General features: G+C 72.3%; 15 protein-coding genes. 12 read left to right on the plus strand and 3 right to left on the minus strand.

The window, feature by feature from the left end; translation table 11 throughout:
• Positions 1 to 24: 24 nt before the first annotated feature.
• The 4 genes from NQ165_RS05885 to NQ165_RS05900 are packed head-to-tail and all read left to right on the plus strand — an operon-like array spanning position 25 to position 3,962.
• The gene (locus NQ165_RS05885; protein ID WP_257532039.1) at positions 25 to 822 is read left to right on the plus strand and encodes an LLM class F420-dependent oxidoreductase; all 798 of its coding nucleotides are present in this window, start codon (positions 25 to 27) and stop codon (positions 820 to 822) included.
• A gap of 41 nt (positions 823 to 863) precedes the next feature.
• On the plus strand, positions 864 to 1,763 hold the full coding sequence (locus NQ165_RS05890) for a 1,4-dihydroxy-2-naphthoyl-CoA synthase (RefSeq protein WP_257526105.1): 900 nt from the start codon (positions 864 to 866) through the stop codon (positions 1,761 to 1,763).
• A 7-nt stretch (positions 1,764 to 1,770) separates the two neighbouring features.
• Entirely contained in the window at positions 1,771 to 2,928 is a 1,158-nt protein-coding gene (locus NQ165_RS05895) for an AMP-binding protein (protein WP_257532040.1), read from the plus strand.
• Between the two features lie 53 nt (positions 2,929 to 2,981).
• Positions 2,982 to 3,962 carry a 1,4-dihydroxy-2-naphthoate polyprenyltransferase gene (locus tag NQ165_RS05900; protein WP_257526103.1) on the plus strand — a complete coding sequence of 327 codons (981 nt, stop codon included), beginning with the start codon at positions 2,982 to 2,984 and terminating at the stop codon, positions 3,960 to 3,962.
• A gap of 1 nt (position 3,963) precedes the next feature.
• Here NQ165_RS05900 and NQ165_RS05905 read toward each other — a convergent pair whose 3' ends face one another.
• A complete protein-coding gene (locus NQ165_RS05905) occupies positions 3,964 to 4,293 on the minus strand; it encodes a DUF4229 domain-containing protein (protein WP_257526102.1) in 330 nt (109 codons plus the stop codon).
• A gap of 87 nt (positions 4,294 to 4,380) precedes the next feature.
• Between NQ165_RS05905 and NQ165_RS05910 the strand changes: the two genes are divergently transcribed.
• The 3 genes from NQ165_RS05910 to NQ165_RS05920 all read left to right on the plus strand — a co-directional run bounded on the left by NQ165_RS05910 (position 4,381) and on the right by NQ165_RS05920 (position 7,478).
• Positions 4,381 to 4,746 (plus strand): PLD nuclease N-terminal domain-containing protein, encoded by a 366-nt coding sequence (locus NQ165_RS05910; protein WP_257526100.1) that lies wholly within the window; start codon positions 4,381 to 4,383, stop codon positions 4,744 to 4,746.
• Complete coding sequence (menD, locus tag NQ165_RS05915) at positions 4,743 to 6,545, plus strand: 2-succinyl-5-enolpyruvyl-6-hydroxy-3-cyclohexene-1-carboxylic-acid synthase (RefSeq protein ID WP_257526099.1); 1,803 nt, start codon at positions 4,743 to 4,745, stop codon at positions 6,543 to 6,545. The genes NQ165_RS05910 and menD overlap by 4 nt, the downstream gene beginning before the upstream one ends.
• Before the next feature lie 69 nt (positions 6,546 to 6,614).
• Positions 6,615 to 7,478: a polyphosphate kinase 2 family protein gene (locus NQ165_RS05920; protein WP_257526098.1), complete on the plus strand. Its 864-nt coding sequence runs from the start codon at positions 6,615 to 6,617 to the stop codon at positions 7,476 to 7,478.
• A 37-nt stretch (positions 7,479 to 7,515) separates the two neighbouring features.
• On the opposite strand, the gene NQ165_RS05925 is transcribed toward NQ165_RS05920, so the two are convergent.
• Positions 7,516 to 8,775 (minus strand): isochorismate synthase MenF, encoded by a 1,260-nt coding sequence (locus tag NQ165_RS05925; protein ID WP_257526330.1) that lies wholly within the window; start codon positions 8,773 to 8,775, stop codon positions 7,516 to 7,518.
• Positions 8,776 to 8,790: 15 nt separating this feature from the next.
• Here NQ165_RS05925 and NQ165_RS05930 point away from each other — a divergent pair, with 15 nt between their 5' ends.
• From NQ165_RS05930 to NQ165_RS05945, 4 genes are all read left to right on the plus strand, one after another.
• Complete coding sequence (locus tag NQ165_RS05930; protein ID WP_257532043.1) at positions 8,791 to 9,396, plus strand: YgaC family protein; 606 nt, start codon at positions 8,791 to 8,793, stop codon at positions 9,394 to 9,396.
• 66 nt (positions 9,397 to 9,462) lie between these two features.
• Positions 9,463 to 10,131 carry a bifunctional demethylmenaquinone methyltransferase/2-methoxy-6-polyprenyl-1,4-benzoquinol methylase UbiE gene (gene ubiE, locus NQ165_RS05935; protein WP_374679345.1) on the plus strand — a complete coding sequence of 223 codons (669 nt, stop codon included), beginning with the start codon at positions 9,463 to 9,465 and terminating at the stop codon, positions 10,129 to 10,131.
• A gap of 69 nt (positions 10,132 to 10,200) precedes the next feature.
• Positions 10,201 to 11,235 (plus strand): polyprenyl synthetase family protein, encoded by a 1,035-nt coding sequence (locus tag NQ165_RS05940; RefSeq protein WP_257532393.1) that lies wholly within the window; start codon positions 10,201 to 10,203, stop codon positions 11,233 to 11,235.
• Between the two features lie 61 nt (positions 11,236 to 11,296).
• Positions 11,297 to 12,670, plus strand: a complete 1,374-nt coding sequence (locus NQ165_RS05945) for an FAD-dependent oxidoreductase (protein WP_257526095.1) — start codon at positions 11,297 to 11,299, stop codon at positions 12,668 to 12,670.
• Here NQ165_RS05945 and NQ165_RS05950 read toward each other — a convergent pair.
• Positions 12,656 to 12,895 carry a hypothetical protein gene (locus NQ165_RS05950; protein ID WP_257526094.1) on the minus strand — a complete coding sequence of 80 codons (240 nt, stop codon included), beginning with the start codon at positions 12,893 to 12,895 and terminating at the stop codon, positions 12,656 to 12,658. The genes NQ165_RS05945 and NQ165_RS05950 overlap by 15 nt on opposite strands.
• A 64-nt stretch (positions 12,896 to 12,959) precedes the next feature.
• Here NQ165_RS05950 and NQ165_RS05955 point away from each other — a divergent pair, with 64 nt between their 5' ends.
• Positions 12,960 to 13,946: an alpha/beta hydrolase gene (locus tag NQ165_RS05955; RefSeq protein WP_257526093.1), complete on the plus strand. Its 987-nt coding sequence runs from the start codon at positions 12,960 to 12,962 to the stop codon at positions 13,944 to 13,946.
• Positions 13,947 to 13,973 lie beyond the last annotated feature (27 nt).

The following is a 13,973-nucleotide window of genomic DNA, read 5'->3' on the forward strand; positions in this document are numbered from 1 at the left end:
TCCACCCGCCTTAGGCTGTGCCGCATGCCTCTTCTCGACACGCCCGTCCGCCTGGGGATCCAGCTGCAGCCCCAGCACGCCCTGTACCCCGACTTCCGCGAGGCCGTCATGCGGCTGGAGGAGATGGGGGTGGACGTCCTGTTCAACTGGGACCACTTCTTCCCCCTCTCGGGCGATCCCGACGGCCTGCACTTCGAGTCGTGGACGATGCTCGCCGCCTGGGCGGAGCAGACCGAGCGTGTCGACTTCGGGGCGCTGGTCAACTGCAACAGCTACCGCAACCCCGACCTGCAGGCGGACATGGCCCGCACCATCGACCACATCTCGGCCAAGGGCGGCACCGGACGGTTCATCTTCGGCACCGGGGCCGGCTGGTTCGAGCGGGACTACGACGAGTACGGGTACGAATTCGGCACCCCGGGCTCGCGCCTGCGCGACCTCGAGCAGGGTCTCGCCCGCATCGAGCGGCGCTGGGAGAAGCTCAACCCGGCCCCGACCCGGCGGATCCCGGTGATGATCGGAGGCGCGGGCGAGCAGAAGACGCTGCGTCTGGTCGCCCGCCACGCCGACATCTGGCACAGCTTCGTGGGGCCCGACAACCTGTCGCACAAGCTCTCGGTGATCGAGAAGTGGGCCGACGTCGAGCAGCGTCCGACGGATGGGCTCATCATCTCCAACGAGTTGAAGGACCGTGACGAAGACGTCGCCGACGCCCTCTACGACCACGGTGTGCGCCTGTACACCCTCGGCTTCCAGGGGCCCGACTGGGACTACGCGCTCGTCGAGCGGTGGCTGCGCTGGCGCGACGGCAAGAACGCCTGACAGGCTCCGTCGCCCACGGTGGCCGGGAATAGGCTGGAGCCATGGTCTCCGAGCTGTTCGACCCGGCCGCGTGGGTGCCCGCGCCCGGCGCCGATGCCTACACCGACATCACCGCGCATGTCTCCACCGACGGGCGCATCGCGCGCATCGCGTTCGACCGGCCCGAGGTGCGCAACGCCTTCCGGCCGCACACCGTCGACGAGCTGTACCGGGCGCTGGACATCGCGCGGCAGGACTCGCGCATCGGCGTCGTGCTGCTCACCGGCAACGGCCCCAGCCCCAAGGACGGCGGGTGGGCGTTCTGCTCCGGCGGCGACCAGCGCATCCGAGGCCGCGACGGCTACAAGTACGAGGGCGATGAGGCGTTCGTGCCCGACCCCGCCCGCTCCGGGCGCCTGCACATCCTCGAGGTGCAGCGGCTCATCCGCTTCATGCCGAAGGTCGTCATCGCGGTGATCCCGGGATGGGCGGCCGGCGGCGGGCACTCCCTGCACGTCGTCTGCGACCTGTCGATCGCGTCCCGCGAGCACGGAAGGTTCAAGCAGACGGATGCCGACGTCGGCTCGTTCGATGCCGGGTACGGGTCGGCCTACATGGCGCGCCAGGTGGGGCAGAAGATCGCCCGCGAGGTGTTCTTCCTCGCCGAGGAGTACTCCGCCGACCGAGCGTACGAGATGGGCGCGGTCAATCGCGTCGTGCCGCACGCCGAACTCGAGCGCGAGGCGATCGCGATGGCGCAGACCATCCTCACCAAGTCGCCCACGGCGATCCGCATGCTGAAGTTCGCCTTCAACGCCGTCGACGACGGCCTGGTGGGCCAGCAGGTGTTCGCCGGGGAGGCCACGCGCCTGGCCTATGGCACCGACGAGGCCGTCGAGGGACGGGACGCGTTCCTCGAGAAGCGCGACCCCGACTGGTCGCCCTACCCCTGGCACTACTGAGGTGGCGATGGACCTTCAGGCGGTGTCGGGGGACGACCCCCGTGAGGTGCTGCGTGCCGTGCGCGCCGCGATCGACGGCGCAGGTCCCGCGCTGGGGCTCGGAATGGTCGACACCGCACCGCGGGAGGTGCCGGCCGGCACCGCGGTGGTCGTCACGACGTCGGGTTCCACCGGCATCCCGAAATCCGTCGTGCTCAGCCGCACCGCGCTGACCGCCGGAGCACGTGCCACCGCGGCGCGCATCGGCGAGGGTGCGTGGCTGCTCGCTCTGCCGGCGTCGTACGTCGCCGGGCTGCAGGTGCTCGTGCGCTCGATCGTCTCGGGGCGCGAGCCGACGATGCTGAAGGGTGCGTTCACCCCGCAGGCATTCGCGGCGGCGGCGCGCGACATGGCGTCGGCCACCGGTGCGCGGGAGGTGCCCGCCTACACCTCGCTCGTCCCGGCGCAGTTGACGAAGCTTCTGGATGCCGCGGAGCACGATGCCGCGGTGGGGGACGCGCTGCGGTCGTTCGAGGCGATCCTCGTGGGCGGCCAGTCGCTCCCCGCCGCCGTGTACGACCGTGCCCGCGAGTGCGGCGCGCGCATCGTGCGCACCTACGGGTCCACCGAGACCAGCGGCGGGTGCGTCTACGACGGCGTGCCGCTGGACGGCGTGGAGCTGCGCCTGGTCGACGGCGAGGTGCAGGTGGCCGGCCCGACGCTCGCCGACGGCTACCTCGACGATCCCGAGCGCACCGAGGCGACGTTCGTCCGTGACGGCGACGGGACCCGCTGGTACCGCACCGGCGATGCCGGGGTCATCACCGACGGCGTGCTGGCGGTGCGCGGCCGCCTGGACAACGTGATCATCTCGGGCGGCGTCAACATCTCGCTGGACCGCGTCGAGCAGGTCGTGCGCGGGGTCCCCGGGCTCGCGAATGCCGTCGTCGTCGCTGTCCCCGACGCACGGTGGGGGGAGGCATCTGTCATCGTCTGCGCCCGCGGCAATGCGCTGCGCCGCAGCGATGCCGACCACCTCGCCGCCGCCCGCAGCGCCGTGGCGGACGAGATCGGCGCGCATGCCCGCCCCGTGCGGCTGGTGCTGCTGGACGAGGTCGCGACGCTCGCCAGCGGCAAGCCCGATCGTGAGGCGATCCGCCAGGCGGTGCGACAGACGCCGCACTGACGCGGCCGGGCGCGTGGCGGGGAGTGTCCCGGCACGGCCTAAACTGACTGGTCGTGGCCGCACCCTCCCGTAAGAAGAAGCGCACCCCGTCGGCATCCGCCCGCAAGACGCGCGGCAACCCGCAGCGGTCGCAGGCGCCGCAGGCGCCCGCCCGCGTCGAGCCCGCGACGCTCGGCGACTGGATCGGAGCCGCCCGGCTGCGCACACTGCCGCTGGCGGTGACGCCCGTGCTCATCGGCACCGGCGCCGCGCTGGTCGTCGAGCCGGCGTTCCACTGGGCGCTCGCCCTGGCCTGCCTCGTGGTGGCGGTCGCACTGCAGATCGGCGTCAACTTCGCCAACGACTACAGCGACGGCATCCGGGGCACCGACGACCACCGCGTCGGCCCGGCGCGCCTCACCGCCTCACGCAAGGCCCGGCCGCGCACCGTGCTGATCGTGGCCCTCGCGTTCTTCGCCGTCGCCGCGATCGCCGGAATCGCGATCGTGATCCGCACCCAGCACTGGTGGATGCTCGCGATCGGCGCGGTCTGCATCATCGCGGCCTGGTTCTACACCGGCGGCAAGCGGCCCTATGGCTATGCCGGCCTCGGTGAGCTCTTCGTCTTCGTCTTCTTCGGGCTCGTCGCCACCGTCGGCACCACGTTCGTGCAGGTCGGCGTCGTGCCGCAGGAGGCGTGGTTCGGCGCGGTGGGCGCGGGTCTGCTGGCCTGCGCGGTGCTGCTGGCGAACAACCTGCGCGACATCGACCAGGACCGTCTGGCCGGCAAGCGCACCCTCACGGTGCGCATCGGCAAGCGCGCCACTCAGGCGCTGTTCACACTGTTCCTGCTGATCCCGTTCGCCATCGCGGCGTACCTGGCGCTGTTCTACCCGATCGCCTGGCTGACGCTGCTGGCACTGATCCCGGCCGCCGCGGCGATCCTCATCGTGTGGACCTACCGCGCCCCGCGGGAGCTGGTCGTCGCCCTGGGCGTCACGTCGCTGACGTCGGTGGCGTACGGCGCGCTGCTGCTGTGGGCCTTCGCGGGCTGAGTCAGCGTGCGGCGGGACCGGCCGTGGTGCCGGGGCCGGCAGCGTCGGTGTCGTCGCCGGTAGATCTGCTCACGGCGTCGTTCGCGGCATCCTCCGCGTCGGCATCCAGGTGCTCGGTGCGCCGCGCACGGCGGTCGGCCAGGCCCGCCGTGACGTCGTCCAGCGGCGCGCGCAGGAACAGCAGCGACAGGCTCAGCCCGATCAGCGCGGCGAAGATCGCCGAGAGCCAGTAGAACTCCCGCATGATCGGAAACAGCATCATGATGCCGAACGGCACCAGGAACGCCAACAGTCGCAGCACCGAGTAGACGATCACGGAGCGTGCTTTCACACCCGCCATCCTACGCGGCATGACGAGGGCGGCCCGGTTCCACTCCTCTGGGCGCCCGCTCAGCCCAGCGCGCCTAGGATGGAACGCGTGGCGCGTATCCTGCTCATCGTTGCGCTGCTGTTGATCCTGTTCTGGGTCTACAGCATCGTCGACTGCGCCGTTCAGCACCCCAGCCGGCACCGTGGCGTCAGCAAGCCGGTGTGGATCCTGATCGTGGCGCTGCTGCCGGTGCTCGGTGGCGTGCTCTGGTTCGCGGTGGGCCGCACTCGTTCCTCGGCGATGCCGCGGCCGAAGGCGCCGGATGACGACCCCGAGTTCCTCGGCCGCATCGGCGACATCCGCGACACGGATGAGCGCATCCGCCGCATCGAGGAGGAGCTGAAGGCCCTCGACTCGGAGGACGACGATCCGCACTGGGGCAACCCCCCGCCGCCGCGCCCGACCGACGCATGAGCGCAGGGGAGCGGTCCCCGGCCACGGATGCCGCCGCCGCGCTGCTGGGCCGACTCGTCGAACGCGGCGTGCGCGACATCGTGCTCAGCCCGGGCTCGCGCTCGCAGGCGCTCGCGCTGATCGCCGCCGAACTCGAAAGCCGCGGCGTGGTGCGGCTGCACGTGCGCATCGACGAACGGGTCGCCGGGTTCACCGCTCTGGGCCTCGGCCGTGAGTCGGGCGTTCCCGCTGCGGTGATCTGCACCTCCGGCACCGCCGCCGCCAATCTGCTGCCGGCCGCCCTCGAGGCGCACCACGCGGGCGTTCCGCTGCTGCTGCTCACCGCCGATCGTCCCCCGGAGCTCCGCGGCGTCGGCGCGAACCAGACCACCCGCCAGCCCGGCATGTTCTCCGCCGCGGTGCGGCGCGAGGCCGACCTTCCGGTGCCCGACCGCATCGACGCCGACGGCACCGACGAGCAGTCGGCGATGCTGCGCGCCGTCGCGGACGACGCGTTCGAGGCGAGCCTGGGCTACGGGGCGCTGCCGCGCGGACCGGTGCATCTGAACCTTCCGTGCCGGGAGCCGCTGGCCGGGACCCTGCCCCCGTGGCTCATCGCGGCCGCGGCCGTCGACCCCACCGCTGCGGACGATCCGTCCGGCGCGCCGGACGCCGCCCCGATCCCTGCCTCCGGGGACGATTCGGGCGCGCTGTACCAGGGCGGTGGCGGCATCGGACGGGCGGATGTGCCCGCCGCCGACGACGCACCGGTCGTGCTGGAGCCGGGCCCGCGCACCCTCGTGATCGCCGGTGCCGACGCCGGGCCCGCCGCAGAGGAGCTCGCCCACCGCGGCGGGTGGCCGCTCGTGGCCGAGATCGTCAGCGGCGCGCGGTTCGGCCGTCAGCTCGTGCACGGCTATCGCGGGCTGCTGCGCGATCCGCGCCTGGGCGGTCGCGTGCAGCGTGCCGTCGTCTTCGGCCACCCCACCCTCAGCCGCGAGGTCGTCGCCCTGCTCTCGCGCGACGACGTCGAGGTCATCGCCGTCCGCGGCCCGGGGGAGCCCCTCAACCTCAACGGAGCGACCGTGGCCGCCGCCGCGGTGACGGTCTCCGCCAGGGACGCCGACCCGCAGTGGCTGCCGGAGTGGATGCGGGCCTCGCGGGACGCCGCGGTCGATCTCGCCCCGCCCGCGCCCGACGCGGTCGGCCTCGCCTCGGCCTCGCCCGCCGCGCGACTCGGTGCGATCGCCGCCGAGCTGCAGGCCATCAGGGCGCCACTGGACCGCGAGGCGCTCGTCGACGCGGTGTGGCGCGCCACGTGGCCGCACGACCGCCTGGTGTTCGGGTCCTCGCGCCTCGTGCGCGTCGCCGATGCGGTGCTCGGCGGCAAGAAGGTGCCCGTCCACGCCAACCGTGGCCTCGCGGGCATCGACGGCACGATCGCGACGGCCACGGGCATCGCCCTGGCCTCGCAGGTGATCGGCGCGCCGGGCGTCACCCGCGTGCTCATGGGCGACCTCACGTTCCTCCACGACGTCGGGGCGCTGCTGCTCCCGCCGCATGAGGAGGAGCCCCGCCTGCAGGTGATCGTCGGCAACGACGGGGGCGGAACGATCTTCGACGGGCTCGAGGTGGCCGCCGTCGCACAGGCCTCGGCCATGGAACGGGTGCTGTACACCCCGCAGACCGCGCGGCTGGAGCAGCTGGCCACCGCCTATGGCTGGGAGTACCAGCGGGTCACGACGCGGGCGGCGCTCGACCAGGCGCTCACCTCGCCTGTCGGCGGACGCCAGCTCATCGAAGTGCCGCTGCCGCGGTGAGCGCCGGGCGCTGAGGGTTCGGCGCACGAACCCGGTGCCGCGGGCTCCGGCATCCGCCATGATGACTGCATGACCGCGAGAAGTCAGTCCAATGTCACCGTCGACCTGATCGAGACGCTGCGGGTGCGGGAGGGGTTCCGCCTCGCCGACGTCGACAGCCGTGCGACACCCGGGTACGGCAAGGACAAGGCCAAGGCCGCGGAGGATCTCGTCGCCGGAGCGCATGAGTTCGACGAGCTGCAGGAGCGCCTCTACGCCCAGAGTCGCGAGGATCCGACCAAGCCCTCGGTGCTGCTGGTGCTGCAGGCGATGGACACCGCAGGCAAGGGCGGCATCGTGCGGCACGTCATCGGTGCGACGGACCCGCAGGGCATCCACCTGAAGGCGTTCAAGAAGCCGACGGCGGAGGAGCTCGCCCACGACTTCCTCTGGCGCATCGAGAAGCACGTGCCCCACCCCGGTTACATCGGCGTCTTCGACCGCTCGCACTACGAGGATGTGCTGATCGGCCGGGTGCGCGAGCTCGCGCCGCCGGAGGAGATCGAGCGCCGATACGGGGCGATCAACGACTTCGAGCGGCGCATCTCCGACGCCGGCACCACCATCGTGAAGGTGATGCTGCACATCTCCCCGGCTGAGCAGAAGGAGCGCCTGATGCAGCGCCTGGAGCGGCCGGAGAAGCACTGGAAGTACAACCCCGGCGACATCGATGAACGCCTTCTCTGGCCGCAGTACATGGATGCCTACCAGACGGTGTTCGACCGCACCTCCACCGACGTCGCGCCCTGGTACGTCGTCCCCGCCGGTCGCAAGTGGTACGCGCGCATCGCGGTGCAGCACCTGCTGCTGGCGACGCTGGAACGCCTCGACCCGCAGTGGCCGCCGGCCACCTTCGACGTCGAGGCGGAGAAGCGACGCCTCGAGGCCACATGACGCTCCGTCCGGCAGGGCGGGCCGTGCGTGGCGGACGCTACGCCAGCGCGTCCACGATCGGCCGGAACTTCACCCGCGTCTCGATGAGCTCGGTCTCGGGGTCGCTGCCGGGCACGATGCCGGCGCCGGCGTAGGCGGTCACAGCGATCGGCGCCGCCTCGTCGGCGGGAAGGTCGAACTGCGCGCAGCGCAGCGCGATCGCCCACTCGCCGTCGCCGTGCGCGTCGATCCAGCCGACGGGCCCGGCGTACCGGCCGCGGTCGAAGGGCTCCAGGCGCCGGATGACCTCGATCGCCGCGGCGGTCGGGGTGCCCGCCACGGCGGCGGTGGGGTGCAGCGCGCCGACGAGGTCCAGCGCCGAGGCCACGCCGCCGAGCTCGCCCTCGACGTCGGTGGCCAGGTGCCAGACGTTGGGCAGCTTGAGGGTGAACGGCGCCTCGCCGGCGACGAGCGCCCGGGTGTAGGGGCGCAGTGACGACAGCACGCTCTGCACCGCGAACTCGTGCTCGTCGAGATCCTTGCCGCTCGAGGCGAGCGCGGACGCCGCGGCCGTGTCGGCGTCGGCGTCGGCGCCGCGGGGGGTGGTGCCGGCGAGCACGCGGGCGGTCACAGTGCCCCCGTGCACGGTGACGAGGGTCTCCGGACTCGCGCCGATGATCCCGTCCACGGCGAAGGTCCAGGTGTCGGGGTAGTCGGATGCCAGCGCACGCGCGAGCCGGCGAAGATCCGAACCGGCCGGGGCGGTGCCGCGCAGGTCGCGCGCGAGCACCACCTTGCCCACCTCGCCCGCGGCGATGGCGTCCAGCCCGGCGCGCACGGAAGCGAGGTATCCCTCGGCGGACTGCTCGCCCGGCCCGAGCGTGCCGGCCCAGTGCCCGCCGTACGGCGTCTCGTGCGGCTCCAGGGGTCCCTCGCCGGCGGGGTCGATGGTGGTCACCCAGCCTCGTCCCCCGCGGCGGCCCACGATGACGCGCGGCACGTGCAGCTCGCCCGCCCGGCGCGATCGGGTGTCGAACGTCAGCGCGCCGAACGCCACGAGCCCGGTGCCGGGAAGACCCACCGGGTCGTCGATGTCGGCGGCGGCGGCCAGAGCGGTCCACTGCCGCGAGAGCTCGCCCGCGGCATCCCCGTCGGCGACCGTGAACGTGTGGGCCGCGCCCCAGCCGACCATGCCGTCGCCGCGGCGCATCCACGCGGTCGGGCGGGTCGGGGAGGTGAAGGTCAGCAGGTCTTCGACGTGGTCCGTCTCGCGGGTCCGGACGACGAGATGCGGAAGGGACACAGACACGCCTTCCAGCCTAGACTCGCGAAGATGACCGTCGCCCCCGAGCCGCCGCGTCGTCCCGCGCCCGGCACCCGCCTGTCATTCCGCTGGCGCAAATGGGACGGCGGGGTGCACTGGGTGCACGAGTGCGTCTATCTCGGCAGCGACCGGTGGGGCGACTGGGTCGGTCAGCGACCGGGCGATCGCAGCGTGCGGCCGGGGCGCGATGTCATCGCCGAGCACCCGAACGTCAGTCTGATCCCGCCCGACGGTGACTGGGTGCTGACCATGAACGCGCCGCCGCACCGCACCCGGATCTACATCGACCTGGCCTGGGACGCCGGCTGGCAGGACGGCGAGCCGGTGGGCATCGACATGGACCTCGACGTCGTCGACCATGTCGGCACCGGCGTCTACGTCGACGACCGCGACGAATGGGAGGAGCACCGCGTGGCATACGGGTACCCCCTCGACGTGGTGGAGCGGCTCGAGGACGTCGCCGTGACGCTCGAGGCGCGGGTGCGCGCGCACGAGGCGCCGTTCGACGACGCGACGGCGGCGCACTGGTTCACCCGTCTCGCGGCGCTCGCTGCGGACGCGCGCGCCGCCAGCGGGGCTGCCGCCGACGCGGACGACCCTGACGCCGCGCCGTAGGATCGAATGGTGACTTCCGAACCGCTGCGCGCCGACCTCGGCAAGGACCCTGCTCGTGTGAGCGGCATGTTCGACGAGGTCGCCCCCGCGTACGACCGCACCAATACGGCGCTGAGCCTCGGCAACGACAAGCTGTGGCGTGTCGCCACCACCCGCGCCGTCGCCCCTCGGCCCGGTCAGCGCATCCTCGATCTCGCCGCCGGCACCGGCGCGAGCTCGGTTGCGCTCGCCGCGAGCGGCGCCGAGGTGGTCGCGGCCGACTTCTCGCCCGGCATGATCGCCGAGGGGCGACGCCGTCACGGTGCGGTGCCGAACCTCTCCTTCGTCGAGGCCGACGCCACCGCGCTGCCCTTCGCCGACGACACCTTCGATGCCGTGACGATCTCGTTCGGCCTGCGCAACGTCGCCGACCCGCAGAAGGCGCTCGCCGAGATGCTGCGCGTCACCGCGCCGGGCGGTCGCATCGTGGTGTGCGAGTTCTCGCACCCGCGCTCGCCCGCGTTCGCCGGTCTCTACCGCTTCTACAACGACCGCGTCCTCCCGGTCATCGCGCGGGCCCTCAGCTCGAACGCCGCCGCGTACGACTATCTCAACGAGTCGATCCGCGACTGGCCCGACCAGACGACCCTGAGCGCCTGGATGCGGCAGGCAGGCTGGGCGGACGTCGCCCACCGCGACCTCACGTTCGGCATCGTCGCCCTGCACCGGGCTCGCAAACCCCTGACCACTCCCTGAGCGGCGGCATCCCCCCTGCCTGACCCCGGTAGGCTGGAGAGCGTGACTGCAAGCCACCCTGCGCCGGGCATGCGCCTGTCGAACCGCCTCGGCCTCACCGAGAGGGTGTTCGCCGGACCCCGCGCGCGGAAGCTGCTCACCCGCGTGGAGGACGGCCTCGACCGCGTCGAGGCGAACCTCGCCGCCGAGCTGCGGGTCGCCGACACCCTCGCCGACGCCACCAGCCGTTACCTGTACGAGGCGGGCGGCAAGCGCGTGCGGCCCATGCTGACCCTGCTGACCTCACAGCTCGGCGACGGCATCACCGACGACGTCATCACCGGCGCCACGGCGCTGGAGCTCACCCACCTCGGCTCGCTGTACCACGACGATGTCATGGACGGGGCGGACGTGCGCCGCGGCGTCCCCAGCGCCCAGACGGTGTGGGGCAACAACGTCGCGATCCTCACCGGCGACCTGCTGTTCTCCCGCGCCAGCCAGCTGATGGCGCGACTGGGGGAGCGGGCCATCCGCATGCAGGCCGACACGTTCGAGCGCCTCGTGCTCGGCCAGATGCACGAGACCGTCGGGCCGCGCGCCGACGAGGATCCCGTGGCGTTCTACCTGCAGGTGCTCGCCGACAAGACCGGGTCGCTGATCGCGGCATCCGCGCAGGCCGGCGTCGCGTTCAGCGACGGGCCGCGCGAGTACGAGGAGCCGTTGGTGACCTTCGGCGAGAAGGCGGGCGTCGCCTTCCAGCTGCTCGACGACGTCATCGACCTCTCCGCCGACCCCGACGAGACGGGCAAGGTGCCCGGCACCGACCTGCGCGCGGGGGTGCCGACCATGCCCTACCTGCTGCTCGGCCAGCGCACCGATGCCGCGTCGCAGGCGCTGCACCGTGAGATCGACGAGGGCGTCGCGGCCATCGCCGAGGGCGCCGACCCGGCCGTGCTCGACCGTCCGCTCGCGCGGCTGCGCGACCACGAGGCCACTGCCGCGACCCGCGACCTGGCGGGCGACTGGTCGGATGCCGCGATCGCCGCGCTGGACCCCCTCCCCGACGGTGCGGTGCGCGAGGGCCTCACCCGCTTCGCGCGCGCCGTCGCCGACCGCTCCAGCTGACGGCACCCGACACGCTGCGACGGGACCGGCAGGTGCCGGCCGTCGATCACGAAAGGACATCATGACCAAGTTGCGACTCGCGATCGTGGGCGCCGGCCCCGCAGGGATCTACGCCGCCGACATCCTGCTCAAGGCCGAGCGCCGCTTCGACGTCTCGATCGACCTGTTCGAGCAGCTTCCCGCCCCCTACGGCCTGGTGCGCTACGGCGTCGCGCCCGACCACCCGCGCATCAAGGGCATCGTCACGGCGCTGCGCGGCGTGCTCGACAGCGGCGACATCCGCTTGTTCGGCAACGTGCGCTTCGGTGAGGACATCACCCTCGACGACCTCAAGCGTCACTACAACGCGGTCATCTTCGCCACCGGCGCCATCCGCGACACCGCGCTGGACATCCCCGGCATCGACGCCGAGGGCTCGTTCGGCGCGGCCGACTTCGTCAGCTGGTTCGACGGTCACCCCGACGTGCCGCGCACGTGGCCGCTCGAGGCCGAGTCGATCGCGGTCATCGGCAACGGCAACGTGGCCCTCGATGTCACGCGCATGCTGGTCAAGCACCCCGACGATCTGCTCCCCACCGAGATCCCCGACAACGTCTACGAGGGCCTGAAGGCCTCGCCCGTCACCGACGTGCACGTGTTCGGCCGCCGCGGTCCCGCACAGGTGAAGTTCACTCCCCTCGAGCTGCGCGAGCTCGGTGAGCTGCGCGACGTCGACATGGTGGTCTACGACGAGGACTTCGACTACGACGAGGCGTCCCGCGCCGCGGTCGCCAGCAACAAGCAGGTCATGGTCATCGACCGCGTGCTGCAGTCGTGGCGTCAGCGTCCGTCGGCGAACAACGCCGGCGGCGAGGCATCGCGCCGGCTGCATCTGCACTTCTGGGCACGTCCGGTCGAGGTGAAGAAGGATGCCGAGGGCCGGGTCACCGCCTTCGTCTACGAGCGCACGCGTCCCGACGGTCAGGGCGGCGTCGAGGGCACGGGGGAGCTGCGCGAGATCGCCGTGCAGGCGCTGTACCGGGCCGTCGGCTACTTCGGGTCGCCGCTGCCGGGCGTGCCGTTCGACAAGCGCCATGGCGTCATCCCCAACCAGGAGGGGCAGGTGCTGCACAAGGACTCCAACGAGCGGGTCCCCGGCGTCTACGCCACCGGCTGGATCAAGCGCGGCCCCGTCGGCCTCATCGGCCACACCAAGTCGGACGCCATGGAGACGGTGAGCCACATCATCAATGACCAGGGCTCGTGGTGGACGCCCGAGGACCCCTCGGAAGAAGCGATCCCCGAGCTGCTGGCATCCCGTGGGGTGCGGTGGACCGACCTGGAGGGCTGGCACCGTCTCGACGAGTACGAGGTCGCCCTGGGCGCCGCACGCGAGCGTGCCCGCGTGAAGGTGGTCTCGCGCGAGGAGATGATCGCCGTCTCACGCGGCGAGTAGCGCGCGGGCGCGGGGCGCCGCGATGGCCAGGACGACGGCCGTGGTGATCGCGATCTGCCCGGCGACCATCAGCGCGGGCCCGAATGGCGTGGCATCCGCGCCCGACGTCATGAAGGTGTCGGCCAGGCCCATGCCCATGGTGAACGACGCCATCCACTGGGTCGTGGCGATCAGCCCGAGCATCGCGCACCCGATCACGATCCCCGAAGCATAGGGGGATGGCATTCCGCGAGCGTGGACGAGCATCGCCACCCCGCGCCACCGGCCGCCGCCCCCGTAGGCTGGCCGCATGCCCGAGCAGTGGATCACCGACATCCTCGGAGCGCCGTTCGAGAGCCTCACCCTGCCCCTGGGCGAGGACGACGAGGGGCCGGTCGTCGCGACACTCGTGCGCAGCCTGCCCTCGTTGACCGCGCGCCTGACCCAGCCCCTGCGCGACGTCGACGTGCTCTACGTGCACGGCTGGTCGGACTACTTCTTCCAGACGGAGCTGGCCCGGTTCTGGAACCACCTCGGGGCGCGGTTCTACGCGCTGGACCTGCGCAAGTACGGGCGCAGCCTGCGCGAGGGGCAGACGCCCGGCTACATCACCAACCTCGACGAATACGGAGCCGACATCGGCGCGGCGCTCGCGGTCATGGGCCACCCGCCGGACGCCGCGTCGGGGCGGCGGCTGGTGCTGATGGGGCACTCCACCGGCGGATTGACCCTGACCCTGTGGGCCGCCCGGCACGAGGGTCGCGCGGCAGCGCTCGTGCTCAACAGTCCGTGGCTGGAGCTGCAACTGGGCGCGATCGGGCGCCAGGCCATCGCGCCACTGGTCCAGGTGCGGGCGCGGATGGACCCCCTCGGCGCGCACCCGGTGGTCGACCTCGGGTTCTACACGCGCGCGCAGACCGAGCTGGGGTCGCTGCCCGCGGACCCGCCACGCGCCCTGTGGCGACCGGACCGGGGGTTTCCGACCCACCCTGGATGGCTCGCCGCCATCCTCGACGGGCACCGGCGGGTGGCGGCGGGGCTCGACGTGGGGTGTCCCGCCCTGGTGATGCTGGCGGAGCGGTCGTCGAATCCCATGGTGTGGTCGCAGCACATGACCTCCACCGACTCGGTGCTGATCGTCGACGACATCGCCAAGGCCGCCACCCGCCTCGGGCGGCGCGTCAGCGTGGAGCGCATCAGGGGCGGCATCCACGACCTCTTCCTCTCCAGCGCCGATCCCCGGGCCGAGGCCTACGCGGCCCTGCAGCACTGGCTCACCCGCGGCGCGCTGCGGTGAGCGGTTCCGTACGCTGGAGTCATGGAC

Origin of the sequence: Microbacterium sp. zg.Y1084, assembly GCF_024623595.1 — a bacterium.
Classification (GTDB): Bacteria; Actinomycetota; Actinomycetes; order Actinomycetales; family Microbacteriaceae; genus Microbacterium; species Microbacterium wangruii.

Excerpts from the sequence above, each read along its gene's own strand:
- NQ165_RS05885 (WP_257532039.1), top strand. The coding sequence starts at position 25 with ATGCCTCTTCTCGACACGCCCGTCCGCCTGGGGATCCAGCTGCAGCCC.
- NQ165_RS05890 (WP_257526105.1), top strand. The coding sequence starts at position 864 with ATGGTCTCCGAGCTGTTCGACCCGGCCGCGTGGGTGCCCGCGCCCGGC.
- NQ165_RS05895 (WP_257532040.1), top strand. The coding sequence starts at position 1,771 with ATGGACCTTCAGGCGGTGTCGGGGGACGACCCCCGTGAGGTGCTGCGT.
- menD (WP_257526099.1), top strand. The coding sequence starts at position 4,743 with ATGAGCGCAGGGGAGCGGTCCCCGGCCACGGATGCCGCCGCCGCGCTG.
- NQ165_RS05920 (WP_257526098.1), top strand. The coding sequence starts at position 6,615 with ATGACCGCGAGAAGTCAGTCCAATGTCACCGTCGACCTGATCGAGACG.
- NQ165_RS05930 (WP_257532043.1), top strand. The coding sequence starts at position 8,791 with ATGACCGTCGCCCCCGAGCCGCCGCGTCGTCCCGCGCCCGGCACCCGC.
- ubiE (WP_374679345.1), top strand. The coding sequence starts at position 9,463 with ATGTTCGACGAGGTCGCCCCCGCGTACGACCGCACCAATACGGCGCTG.
- NQ165_RS05940 (WP_257532393.1), top strand. The coding sequence starts at position 10,201 with ATGCGCCTGTCGAACCGCCTCGGCCTCACCGAGAGGGTGTTCGCCGGA.
- NQ165_RS05945 (WP_257526095.1), top strand. The coding sequence starts at position 11,297 with ATGACCAAGTTGCGACTCGCGATCGTGGGCGCCGGCCCCGCAGGGATC.
- NQ165_RS05950 (WP_257526094.1), bottom strand. The coding sequence starts at position 12,895 with ATGCCATCCCCCTATGCTTCGGGGATCGTGATCGGGTGCGCGATGCTC.
- NQ165_RS05955 (WP_257526093.1), top strand. The coding sequence starts at position 12,960 with ATGCCCGAGCAGTGGATCACCGACATCCTCGGAGCGCCGTTCGAGAGC.